Source organism: Allofrancisella inopinata, assembly GCF_012222965.1.
GTDB lineage: Bacteria > Pseudomonadota > Gammaproteobacteria > Francisellales > Francisellaceae > Francisella > Francisella inopinata.
On the sequence record NZ_CP038241.1, the window covers coordinates 101937 to 120699 of the forward strand.

Genomic DNA, 18763 nt, shown 5'->3' on the forward strand with positions numbered 1-18763 from the left:
CTTAACTCCTATGATATAGAATAAATTAATTTGTTTGAATCAAACTTAATGCTAACAGGATTGTTTATCTTAACACTAGTAAGGTAACTTAACCCACCATTGTCATTTATACTAAAGAAAGTAACGTCATTACTGTTTTGGTTTGCAACTGCCATATAATCCTCATCTTCACTTATATCCATGTCTCTTGGCCAATTACCATGAGTAGAATACGAGCTATTATATTTAAGTAATCCATCCTGGTTTACATCAAACAACGTTATATCATTCATACCTCTATTGGTTACGTATAAGTTTTTACCTTGCTTAGCTAGCATAATCTCAGAAGGGTAATTTCTTTCTACATTTAATTTACCTACATAGCTTGGGATAGATTTAATAATGCTCAATTCACCATTATCTGGATTTATTTCTAATATGGAAATTGTTGAATCTAATTCATTAGCAACGTAAATTTTATTATTTTTTGTTGAGATAGTCATGTGTCTAGGCCCAGCCCCTTTTTGTAATTGCAAAGACTGTATTTCGTTCAAAATGCCATTGTTGTTTTCATACACATGTATTAGATCAGTACCTAAATCAGTAGAGTAGACGTATTTTTTGTCATTAATAGTGATTGGATAAATTGAATGAGCGTGTGATCTTGCTTGCATTTGTCCATATATTTTGGAGTCTTCATAAGTAAATATCCCATTATTATTACTAAATATTGATATACCACTACTTGCCCCAGCAGAGTCGCCATAGTTTGCTATAAATATTTCATTACCAGATTTTGTAATATGTACAGCATTATTACCATTAGACGATATATTAGAAACTTCTTTAAGTATTTTACCATCTTTTTCAAATGAGGTAACTTTTCCTGGCTCTATTTCATTTACTGCAAATACCATATTACCATCAATTAGGATATAAGATGGATTTGCTGCCTCAGCAGCTAGTGTTAGTTCAGATACAGTTTTACTCTCAGTAGAGAGTTCCCCATAAAATATTCCATCATTATTCGGTACTCCCCAAGAAGCATTATAGGTGCCTACATAAAAGGGAAGGTTTACTGCAAATAAATTACAGTTTAATATAGACAAGCATAATGCGATTAATATTTTTTTATACATCTTTATTGTTCTACAGTTTGTTAATGTACTGTATAAATTTATAACATTTGTATATATATTAAAACCATAAATTTTGATAGCCACATTCTATAATTAACATCTTATGATAGTTTTTATAGTAGGTTATAGTCAATTACAACCAATTTGAATATTACCATTCAAAGACTCTCATCATCTAATAGATGTTTTCGCTACAAATTGGGTTTTAGTTTGCAATTTTTTACCATGTACTAAGTATATTTTCACAGCTTGGTTAAAAAAAAACTAAATAAATGATAATATGGTAATAGTCAAATAAGTTTTTATATTACATAATGTTTAAAGCTATAAAATATAGTTACTATGCCTTATTTTCAATTTTTTGTTTATTAATCAGTACAGGTATAGTCTTTTTGCCTTTGATTTTCTTTTCTTTACTTAAGCTGGTAACACCAATCAAAAAGGTAAAATACTACTGTACAACTATAATACAGTCTTTAGCAAGTTTTTGGGTAAGTTTTGCTATCATTGTTACAAAACTTTTTTCTCCAACGAAGATTGAGCTAGAACAAAGTAAGGGGTTAAATAGCAAAGATTCTTATCTGATAATTAGTAATCATAGAAGTTGGTTAGACACTTTTGTTTTAATGTTAGCTTTTCATAAAAAAATAGCTTTTCCAAAATTTTTTATGAAATTTCAAATGTTTTTTGTCCCTGTAATAGGTCTTGTATGCTGGGCTTTAGAGTTTCCTGCTATGAGAAGATATTCAAAACAATATCTTGAAAAGCATCCAGAGAAAAAGGGTCAAGATATTGCTAAAACAAAAGAGTATTGTAAAAAATTATCTCACAGGCCAACAACCATAGTAAATTTTGTGGAGGGTACAAGGTTTACCATTGAGAAAGCAATCAATAGTAATTATACACACCTTCTAAACCCTAAAGCAGGCGGAATGGCTGTAATCCTTAAGAGTTTGTCAGATAGGGTTAAAGGGGTCCTAAACACTACCATTGTATATGATAATCCTAATCAGACTCTCTGGGATTTCATGATCCGTAAAACTGAAAGAATAAAAGTAAAAGTAGATTTTATACCTCTGTCAGAAATACCTATAGGAGACTATTTTAACAATAATGAGGACAAACAAGCTTTTCAAGACTGGTTAAATAGTCTATGGTTTCAGAATGATAAATATATCACTAGGCAACAAGAAGTTAGTAGATAACTTCCAATATTCCCATAATCTAATTAGAGGTTTAAATAATTTTTTATAGAACTTTAGGTATCCAAGAAAGCTCAACAAATAAAAATAAAGCTGAATATATCCCCATAAAAATGAAAGGCATGTATATTTCAAGGACTCTAATAGGTTTAAATGAACCTTTTTCTTCTGCTATGTGCTCTTCAGTAAGCCACACTCTTGATGGCAGACGTCGTTCCAAGGAGGGTACGATACTACTTTTAATTTGAATATGATGCCTGAAGAATCTAATAATTTTCCACCAAGCGTAGCAAAAAACTAGTCCAGCAAAATATGGAATAACGACTAAAACAGGTGAAGGAGGATTATCAATATTTATGTTATTACTAATGGCTAGTGCTACGATGCCTACTAAAAGTAAGTTTATAACTAGGAAAAAAAGATTTATTACAATTCTTCTATAGCTTGTCCTATCAGTTAATTCAACATAGATGCGGTATTGTTCAATTAGTAGCGCATTATATTGTTCATTGGAGAAATTACTTTCATCCTCATTACTCCATAGCTTATTTTGTATATCTTTTTGGCTAATCTTTTCCATTTTTTTCCTATGTCTTTATATTTATAAATCGAAGGTGCAAATCTAATGCTATTATATTTTATATTATTTATCAAATTTTTATCACTCTAGGCTATCTAATTTGTTCGTTATTTATAATATCTATTATTTTAGATGGAGCTGTAAAGCTTTTATTTGGTGCTATAAGTACGGTTATACCTTCAAAGGTTTTATCAATTAAATTGACATCATCAATAGGATGCTCACCGGATATGTTTGCACTAGTTGAAATAATAGCTCGCTTAAGCTTACTACAGATGTCTTTAATTGTTTTTATTCTTACTAAGCGAATAGCAATTGTCGGTTTTCCTCCAGTAAGCCAACTTATACTTTGTTTTGCTGGAACAAGCCATGTGGTAGGAGTTTCTTGGATAGTAGATATTTTTTTAAATTGTTCTTCTGATAGTGAATCTTTATCTATATATTGTAAGAGATGTTCAAAACTATGGGAAATTATAATAAAGCCCTTACTAGAGCTACGTTGTTTTAGCTTAATTAGTTTGTTAACAACTTTAGGCTCTATAATACAGCTTAGGCCATATACAGTATCTGTAGGAATACTAACTATTTCTTGAGCTATTAAGCAGGCTATAATCTTATCTATATCTTTAGTTAGCATATTTCATATTACATTATTTGCACTAGATGATATTTTATACTTGTATTGTAAATAAAAAAACCTACAAACTATAATTTAGCTTGTAGGCCTTATTTAAACAATAGATAGATGATGTAAGAGGCTATTATTTTTTGTTTAATTGCTCTTTTATTAGATCACCTAAGGTTGTTGGAGTCATTTGTTCAACTTTGTAGTTAGTCTTATTGGTAGAAGAAGCCTCTTCCTCAACGGCTTTGATGGAAAGAGCAATACTTCTTTTCTTAGCGTCGATGTTGATAATCCTAGCTTCAACTTCTTGACCTTCGCTTAACTCATCACGTACATCTTTAGTATGATCTACAGAGACTTCAGCAATTCTGATGAAACCATCTATGTTATTATCTTCATCAAGCATTACTACAGCACCGTTTTCTTGTACTTTGGTAACTTTACCTTTAACTAAAGTACCTTTAGGGTGTAAGTTAACAAAGTTTTTGAATGGATCTTCGGAAAGTTGCTTCATGCTAAGAGCTATTCTTTCAAGGTCAGTGTTTACAGAAACTAATACAGCTTCAACTTCGTCACCTTTTTTAAGTTCTTTAATAGCTTTTGCTGGATTATCCCATGCAACATCAGAGATATGCACAAGTCCATCAATACCACCATCTAGACCAATAAATACACCAAATTCTGTTATAGATCTGATCTTACCTATAACCTTATCGCCAGGTTTGTAATTTTTCTCAAATTCGCTCCAAGGATTTGGTTTGCACTGTTTGATACCTAGAGAGATTCTATGATTATCGGCATCTAACTCGAGTACTATAACCTCAACTTCTTGACCAATAGATACAGCTTTATGTGGGTTAATATTTTTGTTTGTCCAATCCATTTCAGAAGTATGTACTAAACCTTCGATTCCTTCTTTAAGCTTAACAAAACAGCCGTAATCTGTAATATTAGTAACGCTTCCTGCTAGTTTAGCACCTACAGGTAGCTCTTTTGCAATATTTAACCAAGGATCTTCACCAAGCTGTTTAATACCTAAAGATATTCTTTGTTTTTCTTTGTCAAACTTAATTACTTTAACATCTATCTCTTGACCAATAGATAGTACGTCTGTTGGGTGACTAATTCTGCTCCAAGAGATATCTGTGATGTGTAGTAATCCATCAACGCCACCAAGATCGATAAATGCACCAAAGTCAGTAATGTTTTTAACGATACCTTTAAGAACGCTACCTTCAGAGATTTTCTCTAGCATAGCATCTCTATCACCAGAGTTGCTCTCTTCAATAACAGCTTTTCTAGAAACAACAATATTGTTTCTCTTTGTGTCAATCTTGACTACTTTTAGTTCAATATCTTTATCTTCTAAGTGAGCAACATCTTTGATAGGTCTTGTATCTACCAATGATCCTGGTAAGAAAGCTCTTAGGCCTTCAACGTCCATAGTGTAACCACCGCGTACGTGATTAGTTATTCTACCAAGAACTGTTTCATTGTTTTCAAAAGCTTTTTCAATTCTGTCCCAAAGCTCGATTTTCTTAGCTTTGTCACGTGATAATCTAGTTTCGCCACAGCTATTATCTAGTGCTTCAAGTACAACATTTATCTTGTCTCCTGGAGCAACTTCTATTTCACCACTGCTATTTTTTAGTGAAGAAACAGGTATAAATGACTCTGACTTAAGACCAGCATCAATCATAGCATATTCTTTATCAATGCTTACAACCGTTGCTTCTATGATTTTACCGACTCTCATCTCTGTTTGTTTCAGAGATTGTTCAAATAGTTCTTTGAAATTTTCTGACATTTTATTATTTCCATTCCAGTGTGGTTAGTTAAACATAGTTTGCTTGTGTCCCACTGGAAATACAAAAAACACGTAGCAAACAATTTTGTTAATGTATAATATTATATAAGAGAATCTAATACTTCAAGTTAAAAAGTATTTTCAGGTGTCAAAACAGTTACAAGAGCATAATTTTTTTATGCAACAAGCTTATGAGCAAGCTTTAATAGCATACAATTTGGGAGAGGTTCCTATAGGAGCTATTTTAGTCAAAGAGGGGCAAATTCTTGCTAAGAGTTATAATAGAACTATAGTAGATATTAACCCGACTGCCCATGCAGAAATATTAACTATTCAAATGGCAGCTAACTTGTTAACAAACCATCGATTAGTCAATACAAAATTGTATGTAACCCTGGAGCCATGTATAATGTGTTTGGGCGCTTTAGTCCAAGCTAGAGTGACAGAAGTAATATATGCATGTAAAGATAAACGGGTCGGTGCTTTTTCTCATGAAAAGTACCACCTTAACAAGAACTTAAACCATAATCTAAAAGTAACAGAAGGCGTGATGGCAGATAAGTGTGGCAGCCTTCTAAAAGAATTTTTTTTGGGAAAAAGATGAAAAAAGAAAAAATAGTGGTTTTGTACGGTGGAGATTCGCCTGAAAGGGAAGTTTCATTAAAGTCTGGTAAAGCTGTACTAGAATCTTTGCAAAAACAGGGCTATGATGCTGTGGGATTGGATGCTAGCTCAAAAGAACTTGTAAAAGGATTACTTGAGTTAAACCCTGATAAGTGCTTTATTGCGTTACATGGTGAAGATGGAGAAAATGGTAAAGTATCAGCAGTATTGGAAATGTTGAAGATAAAACATACTTCTTCTGATATGAAGTCTAGTGTAATAACTATGGATAAGATGCTTTCTAAAGAAATATGGATGCATCACAAAATGCCTACTCCTATGGCTAAGATTCTTACAGCTAGGTTGATTAACGAAGATGAAATTAGCTTTCCAGTTGCTGTTAAGCCATGTAGTGGTGGTTCAAGTATCGCTACATTTAAGGTTAATTCAGTTTCAGAGCTAAAAGCAGCTTATAGTGAAGCTTCTAAATATGGCGATGTGATGGTTGAGCAGTGGGTAACTGGCAAGGAGATCACAGTAGCTATTGTTAATAATGAAGTTTATTCGTCTGTGTGGATTGAGCCATTAAATGATTTTTATGATTATGAGTCAAAATATAGTGGTAAATCAATTTATCATAGCCCTAGTGGGCTGTGTAAACAAAAAGAGCTTGAGGCAAGGCAGCTAGCAAAAAAAGCTTATGATATTTTGGAATGTAAGGGGCATGCCAGGGTTGACCTTATATATGACCAAGATAAGTTTTACCTAATGGAAATTAACTCCTCTCCAGGTATGACAGAGCATAGTTTATCTCCAAAATCTGCAGCAGCAGAAGGTATCGATTTTGATAATTTTGTAAAAATAATTATAGAACAAGCACGGTGATGAAAGCTTTTAGACGATTGATAATACCTTTGTTAATACTTGTTACGTTATTTGGGATAGTAGTTTATTTGATGCTACAAACAGACAGAAGTATTTCAAAGGTAGATGTCGTTTCTAATGACGGTTTGGTATACGTTTCTAGGCAGGAATTAATAAACAAGATAACAAATTTGAATAACAAGCAATGGTTTGATCTTAATATTGAAGATATAGAAAAACACTTGTACAGAATGCAGGGTGTAGATTATATTTTGGTCAAAAAGGTGTGGCCTTCAACGTTAGTTATATACTTATATAATAGAAAGCCTGTAGCCTATTGGGGTAACAATAAGATTTTGCTTGATAATATGAATATCATCAAACCTGCCATATTTAATTATGATCAAGAGCTTCCGTATATACAAAGTAATGATGAAAACAATAGACACTATATTTACGAAACTTATCAAAAGTTAAATGATATTGCAAAAGCAAATTCTTCAGAGATTATTGAAATTTTTTACCAAGGTAACCAGTTTAAATTACAACTTTTAAATGATCAGGTTGTAATCCTTGGATCAAGGAACCTTAATCTTCGTCTAAAGGAGTATTTTAGGAACTACAAAAGAGTTAAAGATTATGAATCTGTAGAATATTTTGATATGCGATATGCTAATGGTTTTGCCATAAAGTATAAATAAAAATAAAATTCCCATTTTGTTGGTTTTCTATAATAAATAAGCTTATAATGTAGTCTAGGTACGCATTAAAAAACTAGAAATACAAATCTATTTTAATAACTAAGGTAAGTATAATGGGCTTCGGAAGTAGTAATTTTTGTGCAGTTGATTTAGGTTCTCACAAGATCACAGTAGCTATAGGTCAGATGGTTGAAAACGATACCATTAAAATACTAGGGGTCAGCCAAAAAAAATCAAAGGGTATAAAACAAGGCTCAGTAATAAACCTTGAAATGGCTATGGAAACTCTTAGCGAAGCTTTAGATGAAGCAAAAAGCATAGCTGGAGTTGATACTAAAGATATCACCTTAGGTCTGAGTGCGCCTAGTATCAAGGGTTTTAACTCTTATGGTTTGGCAGCAGTAGAAAATGGAGAGGTTGCTATTGAAGATTTGGCCATGGCAATTAAGACTGCTAAAGCTGTACCTATGTCAGCAGATACAGAAATGCTTCATGTTTTGCAAAGGGATTATGTAGTAGACGGCCAGTCAGGGGTCACAGAACCAATAGGCATGTTTGCTGTAAGGTTAGAATCAAATGTACATATAGTAGTTATCTCATCTCGTTTATTACAAAATGTTAGAAAATGTATTTCAAACTGTGGCTATAAGATAAACAATATAGTTGTAGAGCAGCTGGCTTCAAGTGAGGCTATTCTTACAGATAGTGAAAAAGAAATGGGTGTTTGTTTAGTAAACATCGGCGCTGATACAACAAGTTTTTCAGTTTTTTCAGACAACGGTATTTGCTACACATCGACTGTCCCAGCTGGTGGAAACAACATTTCATCTGATATATCTAAAGTATTTAAACTTCCAATAGAAGCAGCAGAGAGCTTAAAGTTACAATACGGATATGCAGCAAGTAAGTATTTAAAAAATCCAGATGAGAAGATAGATATTCCAAACTCTTTGGGAAATGCTAAAAAAAGAATATCTTTACAAGATTTATCATTAGTTATAGAAGCCCGGGTAGAAGAAATATTTAGATCTTTGTATGATGAATTAGAAGTTAATGGTTTGCTTGAACTTATGCCATCAGGGATAGTTTTCACAGGTGGTGGCGCTAAACTAAAGGGATTGGCTAGGCTTGCTTTAGATATGTTTAAGTTACCTGCAGCAAGAGTTGGGGGGCCTATAGAGGTTTCTGGAGCAAATGAGGTTGTCCATAACCCGTCATATGCTACAGTCGTAGGCTTGCTTAAATATGCTAGTGAGCATGACCACTGTAAATTAGTTGAGTCAAAAGTAGAAGAAGAAACAACAAAAGAAAATAAGCCTAAGAAAAAAATTGTTTCTTCAGTAAAAGGGTGGTTTTCTAATAATTTTTAAGATAGTGATATAGGTAAATATATAAATGAAGGAGTGTAAATATGTTTGACTTTAATGATTCAATGATTTCAAATGCTGTAATTAAAGTAATCGGCGTTGGCGGTGGTGGCGGTAACGCTGTTCAGCATATGTGTGATGAGGTTACAGATGTTGAATTTTTTGCTTTAAATACTGATGGTCAAGCTTTGTCAAAGTCAAAAGTTCAAAATGTACTACAAATAGGTACAAATTTGACTAAGGGGCTGGGAGCTGGTGCAAATCCAGAAATCGGTAAGAGAGCAGCTACAGAAGATAGAGCTAAGATAGAGCAACTATTAGAAGGTGCTGATATGGTTTTTATTACTGCTGGTATGGGAGGTGGTACTGGTACGGGTGGCGCCCCAGTTGTTGCAGAGGTTGCAAAAGATATGGGTGTACTTACAGTTGCTGTAGTTACTAAGCCTTTCCCATTTGAAGGACCTAGAAGAATGAAAGCAGCTGAGTTAGGAATTGAAGAATTAACTAAACATGTGGATTCAATAATCACAGTCCCAAATGAAAAGCTACTTAGTGTTTTAGGAAAAGAAGCTAGTTTAATAGATGCTTTTAATGCGGCTAATGATGTTTTAGGAAATGCTGTTAAAGGAGTTTCTGAGTTAATAACTAGACCAGGTTTGATAAACGTTGACTTTGCTGATGTTAGGGCTGTTATGACTAATATGGGTCTAGCTATGATGGGTATGGGTGAGGCATCTGGTGAAAATAGAGCAAGAGAGGCAGCAGAAGCTGCGATTTCAAGCCCTCTTTTAGAAGATATTAATCTAGATGGTGCTAAAGGTGTAATAGTGAATATTACAGCCGGTATGGATATGTCTATAGGGGAGTTTGAGGAAGTTGGAGAGGTTATTAGATCTTTCATTTCTGATGATGCTATTGTTATAGCAGGTACAGTTATTGATCCTGATATAACTGATTCTATGAAAGTGACAGTTGTTGTTACTGGTATAGAAAAAGTATCTATGAAGAAAGGTTTTGGTCTAGAAAAAGGTGCTCACCACTCTCAAAGAGAAATTTCTTCTGAAAGAGCAGCACCAGCTGCTTCTTTCCTAAGAAGGGAAGCAGAAGTTGCTACTAGTATCACTCCTGGTTCTGGATCTGATGATGCTAATAAATCAGATATACCTAGTTTCTTAAGAAGAAAGTAGCCACAAGATTAGTTAAATAAGGCTATAAAGAGAGAAGATGCTTATGAAACAAAAAACCTTAGCAAATGAGTTTTCTGTAACAGGAATAGGCTTGCATTCTGGAGTTAACGTTTCTATGATAGTTAAACCTGCAGCTGTTGATACAGGTATAGTTTTTCGTAGAGCTGACTTACAACCAGTAATAGATATTAAGGTTGCCCCATCAAATATTAAAGAGGCTATTATGTGTACTCTTTTAACTAAAGATGGTGATCAAAGTTTATCTATCTCTACAATTGAGCATTTGATGTCTGCTTTTGCGATGTTTGAAATAGATAACGTTTTGATAGAAGTCAATGCTCCAGAATTACCAGTTATGGACGGTAGTTCTCATGATTTTGTTAATTTATTAAAACAAGTCGGCATACTTGAGCAAAATGCAGCTAGAAAAGGTATCAAAATTTTAAAGCCAGTAAGAGTCGAGGATGAGGATAAATTCGCAGAGGTATTACCAAGCGATAGTCTTAAGTATGAGTTTAAGATTAAATGGGACCACCCTGTAATTGCAGCTACTAGTGATCATATAGTTTTTGAATATAACCTTGATGAATATATTAAGATGATTTCAAAAGCTAGAACTTTTGGTTTTTATGAGCAACTTGCTTATTTGCATCAAAATAATCTTGCAAAGGGTGCTTCTTTAGATAATGCCGTTGGTATTACAAATGAAGGAGTTTTGAATGAAGGTGGGTTACGATATGCAGATGAATTTGTAAGACATAAGCTATTGGATGCAATTGGTGATTTTTATGTTGGAGGCTATATACTAGGGCATTTTAATTGCTATAAGTCTGGACATACTCTTAATAATAAACTTTTACATGCTATCTTTGCTGATAAAGATGCATGGGAATATATTTAATGGGAGTGTTGCAAACTAAAATTATATGTTTCTAACTGTGTTAAAAATATTCTCAAAATGCTCATTTATTACATGTAAACTGCGCTTTTTCGAATATTTTTGCCTTGTTACCATCTAATTCCAGCTTGCAACAGCCCCTTAATCGGTCAAAATTATATTTTCATCTTTTATATTGATTTGTAACTTTTCTTTTATAAGTTTTACATTTTGGTTACTATGAATTTTTTCTATAGCATTATCTTTTTTTATCTCAGCTGGTGATTTCTGACTTGTTACAATATTACTATCAGGTAGATTTTTAATATTTAGTTCAAAGCTGGAGTTGTTCAAGTGCTTACTAATATTTGCTTGTAGTTTCGCTATACTTTGAGGATCAAGTTCTAAGATTTTTTTAGCATCTTCATTAAGTTGGATATCATAAGAATCCCCATTAATTTTTAGTAAGTTGCTGTTGAAAGCCAGTGTTTTTGTAAAACCTTTAAGGTACATTTTATTTAATAATTCAAACCATAGCTTATCAAGAGAGTCTTTAGTATATTCTTTATTAATAGGTTTTTGGTCACTACTTTTTAAGTCAGGATTTGAAAGTTGTTGCTTTAATTCAGAGAAGTTTTTTTTAGTAGTATTTATAGTTGTTTCTGAATAGTCAGATCTAGAATTATTTAAGTTTTTTTTTTGGAACGCTATTAGTCTAAGTATAGCCATGGTTATACCAGTTTCAAAGCTAGGCGCTAGAGAAATATCTTTTTTTGCAGAAATTGTTAGTTGATATAAAAAATGAGCTTGCTCAGTAGATATTTTATTAAGTACTTTGTTAATTATATCTACACTAATATTATTGGTTGCATCAAGGCTTTTAGTTAGACTATATACACAACAGCTAAACCAGATTTCAGCTATTTTATCTAGTATAGCTTCAGCATTATTCTCAGAAAGAGAAAGGTTTTTGATAGTAGGTAATATGGCATTTGGACTGTCGTCTATGATAGCGTTTATTATATTATATATTTCTTCATTATCGACAATACCAAGCATTTGCTTTACTTTGAGTTGCTCTATCTTGCCATTACAAAAGCTAATTGCTTGATCAAGTAGACTTAAAGCATCTCTAAGGCTGCCTTTAGCATAGTATGCTATGTAGTCTAAAGATTGCTCATCTGAGCAGATATTTTCTTTAGATAAAACCTCTTTAAGCTGGGATTTGATATCTAGCTGAGATATGTGTTTAAGATGTAATTGTATGCATCTAGAAAGTATGGTTACTGGTATTTTATGGTAATCAGTTGTTGCTAAGATGAATTTTACGTACTCAGGGGGCTCTTCGAGAGTTTTTAATAGAGCGTTAAAACTTTGTTTAGACAACATATGGATCTCATCGATTAAATATACTTTGTATCTACCTTGTGAAGGCATATATTGAATATTATCTAAAATCTCTTTTGTTTCCTCTACTCCAGTGCGTGAGGCAGCATCAATTTCGATTAAATCGATAAAGCTGTTATTATTTATTGCTAAGCAGTTTTCACAATCATTACATGGCTCAGCTGTTACACCTGTTTTGCAATTTAGGCATTTGGCAAGTAGCCTACCAAGGGTAGTTTTACCGACTCCTCTGGTGCCTGTAAATAGGTAAGCGTGGTGCACTTTTTGAGTTTCAAGAGCATGTATTAAGCTATTAAGAGCATGCTGTTGTCCAGCTACTTCTGAAAAAGATTTGGGTCTATATTTGCGTGCTAGTGCTTGGTATGACATTTATATAATTTAATAAAAAGAACTTTACTAAAATAATATCAAAGTTAAAGCAAAAGAATAAGGTCTTAAAGTATCAAATTAATAACTTTAAGTGTATTAAATAAGATAATATGTCTACATTCTTCTACAAAATTTACGCGATGCAGTAAAGATTAGTAAGCTTGTTTTAATGATTATTTTGTTATAGGTATTAATAGTCGAAGTAATCATCTTTACTTTTTCTCATGATAGGGGTACCTTTTTTACTTTTTCTCATAATAGGGGCACGGTCACTTTTAAATGTTGCGCTTATTGGCTTATTAAAAATAGCAAAATCATCTTTTGGCTTCCCATATTGATACCTATAGCTATAGTCTGCATTTCTAGGGTTTTGTCTATTTTGTCTATCAACGTATTCTTCAAATGACAGAGGCCTAGTACTATTTACACCTGGTTTAATTGGTTGAACTTGTGGTGAGTATAGCTGAGCCAACCTAGGGTTTTTATTTAGAAACTCAACGAGTTGCTCATTAGAGAAACTAATAAACGTAAGTGTTGATCCGAATCTACTATATTCGTTATCTTTTCCTTTTTTGAATCTGTTAGTATCTACTGTAGGCATGCGTTGAGGGTCATCGTGTTCATCATAAAGATTGAAACCTTTTCCAGTTTGAGCATCTATGAACCAAGTGCGGCACCCATCGTAAAATGCTGCGTACCAGTGAGTTCCTTCCGCGATGGAAACAATCACACAATTAGTTTCATATTTTATACAATGTAAATATACAGCATAGTCTGCTTGTAGTCGATGATACCCCAGAATTTTACGATAACCTTCTCCTTGGCCCATTTTATATTTATTAATAGGCCCGTCTTTTTCTAGCTGTAATTCTGATGTGGTATCACTATAAAGACCATTATATATAAATGTGCTAATTGGCATAAATCCATTATCATTATCCATAAATGACCTATTTAGCTTAAATCCCGATAAAAACATGTATACATTGAAAGCACAGTTGGAGCAATGACCGTCATAAGCCTTAGTGGTCCATCCGTATAGTGGGTTTACGGTTTTTAAAAATAGATTAGCTAAAGATCTGTCTTGGTCTACATTGTTGGGGTTTTCCAAACGAATAGAATTTAATATAAATTGGAATTTGCTGTGACAAAGCATAAATTTCTTTCTCCAGAAGTCTTGTGTTCTATAAGAAAGTATATAAGCGCGAAGTATAACTTTATATAAGAGTATTTTAATAAGGCGTATGGGTTTTTGATAACAGTAACAAAATCAGAAACCACATCTGGAAATCTCTTCCAACTAATTTCAAAAAAGAGGCTAATTAACTGGAGTTACGGACTTTTAAATTTAAGCAGTCATTTTGAGTATTTTTTTCATTTTTATAATTTCCCTATGACTCGCTTGATTGGCGGCGATTAACATTTTCCTTTTCAACGCATAGTGATTTTTATTTGAAGCAAGTTTTAGTTTTTCAAGTTCAATAAATGCACCTATAGATAAACCTATATGGTTAAGCTGAGTAGTAATTACAGATGTAGGTGATTTAGCAAGACTAGCGTTTTGTTTTATACTTCGATGATAAACTTCTATATTCCATCTTTTTTGATAGATATCTTCTATGTGGTTACTCTCTAGGTTTAGATCATTAGTAATTAAATAAATCTCACCTGTTGAATTGTCCCCGTTTTTGAAGACTTGGCGAGTAACCACAAGACTATATTTTATATCTTTTAAATAAATTTTCATAGCCTCATTTTCTAGCAATCCTAATTCATCTAACCTACAGTAGTTACCAGCAAGAGCATTAGCTTTACTCTTAGCAACTAAACGATTATTTGCTATACCTATTACATACGAGAGTTTATGTTTGTTAAAGAATTTCAAATTAGTTTTAGAAGCAAAATATCTATCAGCTACTATATAATCAAAACTAGAGAAATTCTTAATAATTTTCAATATCAGTTTTCTTGCCAGTTCATTAATTGTGTAGCGTGCTTTACGCTTTAAGCGCTCCATACCTGCTTTATCTTTTTCTACTACAAAGTTTTCCTTAGTTTGTACTTCAAAGCCTACAGGAATATTAGCATCTCCAACGTGGATTAAAGCACTAATAAGATTGATGCCTTTAACTGCTCTACCTACAGAATGATCATAAAACCAGTTTACTACCTCATTGACCATACTATCAGATTTAGGACTTATTGTATTGTCTATAGATAATATCTTTGGCTTATCTTTGTAGGCGTTTAAAATACTTTTACCTTTTAACCAGACATATTTACTTTCATAACTACCAACTTTTAACATCCGAGAAAAACTATCATGCTTTACTAGTTCATCTAACATACTTGAACACATTGTCGCACTTGCTTGGGAGTTTTGACATAATAAATATTCAGTATATAGATTGGCTAATTCACGTTGTTTCATTTTTAGAACATAACATAGTTGATGTAATTATAAATTAACACATAGAAAACTTTTTCGCTTTAACTTTTTCCCAAAAGTCCGTAACTCCAGTAATTAATAAGCAAATGCACTATGATACTAGCAAAATAACCTATTGCGATAACCCAAGTCCACTTAAGGTGACTAATGAAGGTATATTATTAACGAAAGCTGAAAAATATCATTTTATAGTATTTGGCCTGAGTATGTGCTGAGAATAGGCTTGGAGCAATCGATTGCATGTCTGTGTATATATACTGAGAGGCAACACCTAAGTATCCAAGTGCTGCTAAACCATGTATAGAAATTTTCATGTAACACCTTAGCAAGAAGGGAGATTATATGAAGAAATATCACTCCCCTATAGTGCGGTACCCTACACAATCTAGATGTTCAATATAACCATTTCCGTATTCAATAGTTATGTGGGATATTTTATCTAGATTAGAATAAATACCAAGTTTATCTTTACCATCTTGCATTTCTAATAAAGGAGAAGTCGTATATTTTGTAAACCATTCACTAACATCAGAAGCACCCTCTGAATTATTAATCATATTATTAATTAAGTCTTCTTTTGTAAATACATTCTCCGAGCCATTGCTATAACTAATTACTACATTTTTAATATCAGCTCCGAATCGTACTAAATATTCAATATAGAAATTAATCCTATTCATAGCTTGATAAGTCATATTTGCCTTACATTCAACACCGCCATTAATAAGGTTTATAGAAAGGCCAAATCCAGGCTTACCGTATTCATCCGAAAGAGTAATCCATTGTTTACTTCTGAATGTTTCTATACTATTTTCTTTGCCGAAAGCTTCTATCATAGAAGGTTTATCAAAATCAACAGAAGGATAATAAGGTCCACAATTAGCATTTACAATAGGATTATTATTTTTATCTCTTGTTTCTAATGTTTGGCAATTATCATGATATCTAAGTAATAAGTATGCCAAAGACGTTGTAAGACCATACTCTCCTGGAGAATATTGTTTATCGCCCTCTACTAATAATCCTGGGTTTTCTAATAATCTGAAATCACCATATAGCGCTTGTGAATAGTATTCATAATTCTCCCAATATGTTAATTGTTTTCCTCCTCTTCCATAGTAGTTTTCGTTTATGTATTTTTTCCATTGAGGGAAATTACCGCCACTTGGCTGGCTAGTAACTTTATATTGTTCGCACTCTTCTCCATTACCACAGTTTCCTTCTTGGACTGCAGAAAATGCATATGCAGCACTAATGTTTGATTGAGAACCATCAGAGCCTCCTGTTTCTGTTGTCATATGCGCAAAAAAAGCAGCTATTTGCCTTAAATTATCTAAATCACTATCAGTCACTGCAAAATTATCCACTCTATCTCTCTCTTTGAGAGTTGATTCAACAGCAGCAGTATTCATACTTTTTGCTTTTTGATAATTTTCTTCAGTGATATTTTTTAGGTTATCAAAGGATTTCAACAAATTATCAAGAGAATAATATTTGTCACAGCCTTTATATATACCTTGTCCTTTTCCATTAGCTACGCATCCATTTTTATTTACCGCTTGAGCTATAAAATTTCCCCATGCTTTTTCAGGATCTTTTTTCCTTATTTTCATAAAAATTTCTTCACTGGGAAAAAACAAAGTATTGTAATATAATTCAGCTAGTTCAATTTTAGTTTTACCCGATATGTCAGTTATTTTGTGTAACAGTGGGTCAGTCGTTGCAGCTTGAGCTAAAATGTTCACAATCCCATTATCATTTTGCTTTACATTAATAGTATTAGCATACTTTGATCTATTAGTTTCTAGAATTTTGTCTTTACTGCTAGTGTTACTAGCAATAGAAAGAGAGAAATTTAAGCAAAAAAAGCTAAATAACAAACGCAATATTATACTCTTCATACTATCAAAAATAACTCCATAATTATTTAACATTTCTTACATTGTATCAAAAAATATAATCTATGACATAAGATAAATGCTTTTAGGTTTAAAAAAATATTAGATAAACAAAGATAAAACGTTATTATAATCTTCTCCTATTAAGCAAAATCCGTTTATTTGTTTAATTAATAAGCAAATGCACTATGATACTAGCAAAATAACCTATTGCGATAACCCAAGTCCACTTAAGGTGGCCAATAAAAGTATACTTACCTTTTGATTTACCCATAACAGCTACACCAGCAGCTGAACCTATTGATAACAAACTTCCTCCAACTCCAGCTGTAAGAGTAACTAGTAACCATTGGGTATGCTCCATAGTTGGGTGCATGCTTAATACGGCAAACATAACAGGTATATTATCAACGATAGCTGAAAAAATACCAATTATAGTATTTGCCTGAGTATGTGCTGAGAATAAGTTTGGAGCAATCGATTGCATATCTGTGTATATATACTGAGAGGCAACACCTAAGTATCCAAGTGCTGCTAAACCTTGTACAGAAATTAGTATTCCATAGAAGAAAAGTAAAGTATCCCATTCAGCTTCTTTTATTTTATCAAAGATATCAAAAGCTTGAGGAGGCATTTTGTGACCTTGTCTAATTTCTCTATTTATTTTCAACCCATAGAAATAGTTATATATCATGACGTATCCAAGTCCAGTCATCATGCCAAGAGATGGAGGTAAGTGTAAAACATGCTCAAAAGAAACAGCTGTTATAATCGTTAAAATGAATAATATGATAACTGGTACAGCTCCTCTTTTTAGTTGTACTTTCTCTTCTATAATAGATTTAACCTGCATCTTTGGTAAAAAGAAACTCATAATAACAGCAGGAATTAAAAAGTTAACTAATGAAGGAATAAAAATAGCAAAAAATTCATTGAAACTAACAGCACCAGTTTGCCACACCATAAGTGTAGTGATATCTCCAAAAGGTGAGAATGCACCACCAGCATTAGCTGCCACTACAATATTTACACATGCCATAGTTATAAATTTTTTATTGTCCTTACCTATAGAGATTACTACGGTACTCATTACTAAAGCTGTGGTTAAGTTATCAGCTACTGCAGATAAAAAGAATGCAATTATTCCTGTAAGCCAAAATATTGCTAAATATCCAAAACCTGACCTTAGAAGAGTGCTTTTGAGTTTCTCAAATATATTTCTATCTTCCATTAAGTTTATATAAGCCATAGCAACCAACAAGAATAAAAGCAGTTCACCATATTCAGTCATTATATGATCAAAATTACTTTGAACAATATTGTTAGCTCCAAAAGATTCGCCTACAATAGCAACAAGTATCCAGATAACACCAGCTGCAAGTATAACTGGTTTGGATTTATTAAGCTTTGTATAATCTTCTGTCATTACGAATAGATAAGCTAAAACAAAAACCACAATAGCAGCTATAGCTAGTGGTTGGTTTATAGCATTTACGCTAATAGCTTTTAAAGATGATCCATCACTTGCAAAACTAAGTAAGGGCAGAAGAAGAGTTACTATTATTAGGTTAAATTTTTTTAACATTTTAAATTAATATTTACTGTATTTGGAATCTATTATAACATTGATGAAAAGTGATTAGCTAGTTTAAGTCCCTTCTAAACTAAAGTTATTCTGGTATAATCCGTTACTTGATAAATGAAAAAAG

16 protein-coding genes are annotated in these 18763 nt (G+C 32.7%); 7 read left to right on the plus strand and 9 right to left on the minus strand.

Going from position 1 to position 18763, the window contains the following annotated elements; genetic code table 11:
• Window positions 1–8: 8 nt before the first annotated feature.
• Window positions 9–1118, minus strand: coding sequence for a lactonase family protein (locus tag E4K63_RS00470; RefSeq protein ID WP_133942112.1), 1110 nt, complete (start codon window positions 1116–1118; stop codon window positions 9–11).
• A gap of 314 nt (window positions 1119–1432) precedes the next feature.
• Between E4K63_RS00470 and E4K63_RS00475 the strand changes: the two genes are divergently transcribed.
• Window positions 1433–2323: an acetyltransferase gene (locus tag E4K63_RS00475; protein ID WP_133942111.1), complete on the plus strand. Its 891-nt coding sequence runs from the start codon at window positions 1433–1435 to the stop codon at window positions 2321–2323.
• Window positions 2324–2366: 43 nt separating this feature from the next.
• On the opposite strand, the gene E4K63_RS00480 is transcribed toward E4K63_RS00475, so the two are convergent.
• The 3 genes from E4K63_RS00480 to rpsA all read right to left on the minus strand — a co-directional run bounded on the left by E4K63_RS00480 (window position 2367) and on the right by rpsA (window position 5332).
• Window positions 2367–2900 (minus strand): intracellular proliferation membrane protein RipA, encoded by a 534-nt coding sequence (locus E4K63_RS00480; protein WP_133942110.1) that lies wholly within the window; start codon window positions 2898–2900, stop codon window positions 2367–2369.
• A 91-nt stretch (window positions 2901–2991) separates the two neighbouring features.
• Window positions 2992–3537, minus strand: coding sequence for an L-threonylcarbamoyladenylate synthase (locus E4K63_RS00485; protein WP_133942109.1), 546 nt, complete (start codon window positions 3535–3537; stop codon window positions 2992–2994).
• Between the two features lie 124 nt (window positions 3538–3661).
• Window positions 3662–5332, minus strand: coding sequence for a 30S ribosomal protein S1 (rpsA, locus tag E4K63_RS00490; protein ID WP_133942108.1), 1671 nt, complete (start codon window positions 5330–5332; stop codon window positions 3662–3664).
• Between the two features lie 145 nt (window positions 5333–5477).
• On the opposite strand from rpsA, the gene E4K63_RS00495 reads away from it, so the two are divergent.
• The 6 genes from E4K63_RS00495 (at window position 5478) to lpxC (ending at window position 10955) form a co-directional block, all read left to right on the plus strand.
• Window positions 5478–5936, plus strand: coding sequence for a nucleoside deaminase (locus tag E4K63_RS00495; protein WP_243830496.1), 459 nt, complete (start codon window positions 5478–5480; stop codon window positions 5934–5936).
• Window positions 5933–6820, plus strand: a complete 888-nt coding sequence (locus E4K63_RS00500; RefSeq protein WP_133942107.1) for a D-alanine--D-alanine ligase — start codon at window positions 5933–5935, stop codon at window positions 6818–6820. The genes E4K63_RS00495 and E4K63_RS00500 overlap by 4 nt, the downstream gene beginning before the upstream one ends.
• Window positions 6817–7500: a cell division protein FtsQ/DivIB gene (locus E4K63_RS00505; protein ID WP_133942106.1), complete on the plus strand. Its 684-nt coding sequence runs from the start codon at window positions 6817–6819 to the stop codon at window positions 7498–7500. The genes E4K63_RS00500 and E4K63_RS00505 overlap by 4 nt, the downstream gene beginning before the upstream one ends.
• A 113-nt stretch (window positions 7501–7613) precedes the next feature.
• A complete protein-coding gene (ftsA, locus tag E4K63_RS00510; protein ID WP_133942105.1) occupies window positions 7614–8870 on the plus strand; it encodes a cell division protein FtsA in 1257 nt (418 codons plus the stop codon).
• 41 nt (window positions 8871–8911) lie between these two features.
• Window positions 8912–10054, plus strand: a complete 1143-nt coding sequence (gene ftsZ / locus E4K63_RS00515; protein ID WP_133942104.1) for a cell division protein FtsZ — start codon at window positions 8912–8914, stop codon at window positions 10052–10054.
• A 43-nt stretch (window positions 10055–10097) separates the two neighbouring features.
• Window positions 10098–10955, plus strand: a complete 858-nt coding sequence (gene lpxC / locus E4K63_RS00520; protein ID WP_133942103.1) for a UDP-3-O-acyl-N-acetylglucosamine deacetylase — start codon at window positions 10098–10100, stop codon at window positions 10953–10955.
• Between the two features lie 138 nt (window positions 10956–11093).
• Here lpxC and dnaX read toward each other — a convergent pair whose 3' ends face one another.
• From dnaX to nhaD, 5 genes are all read right to left on the minus strand, one after another.
• Window positions 11094–12707: a DNA polymerase III subunit gamma/tau gene (dnaX, locus tag E4K63_RS00525; RefSeq protein WP_133942102.1), complete on the minus strand. Its 1614-nt coding sequence runs from the start codon at window positions 12705–12707 to the stop codon at window positions 11094–11096.
• A 190-nt stretch (window positions 12708–12897) separates the two neighbouring features.
• On the minus strand, window positions 12898–13863 hold the full coding sequence (locus E4K63_RS00530) for a hypothetical protein (RefSeq protein ID WP_341770265.1): 966 nt from the start codon (window positions 13861–13863) through the stop codon (window positions 12898–12900).
• A gap of 192 nt (window positions 13864–14055) precedes the next feature.
• A complete protein-coding gene (locus tag E4K63_RS00535; protein ID WP_179965672.1) occupies window positions 14056–15138 on the minus strand; it encodes an IS701 family transposase in 1083 nt (360 codons plus the stop codon).
• A gap of 371 nt (window positions 15139–15509) precedes the next feature.
• Window positions 15510–17057, minus strand: a complete 1548-nt coding sequence (locus E4K63_RS00545) for a chitinase (protein WP_166666909.1) — start codon at window positions 17055–17057, stop codon at window positions 15510–15512.
• Window positions 17058–17220: 163 nt separating this feature from the next.
• The gene (nhaD, locus tag E4K63_RS00550; protein WP_133942238.1) at window positions 17221–18639 is read right to left on the minus strand and encodes a sodium:proton antiporter NhaD; all 1419 of its coding nucleotides are present in this window, start codon (window positions 18637–18639) and stop codon (window positions 17221–17223) included.
• Window positions 18640–18763 lie beyond the last annotated feature (124 nt).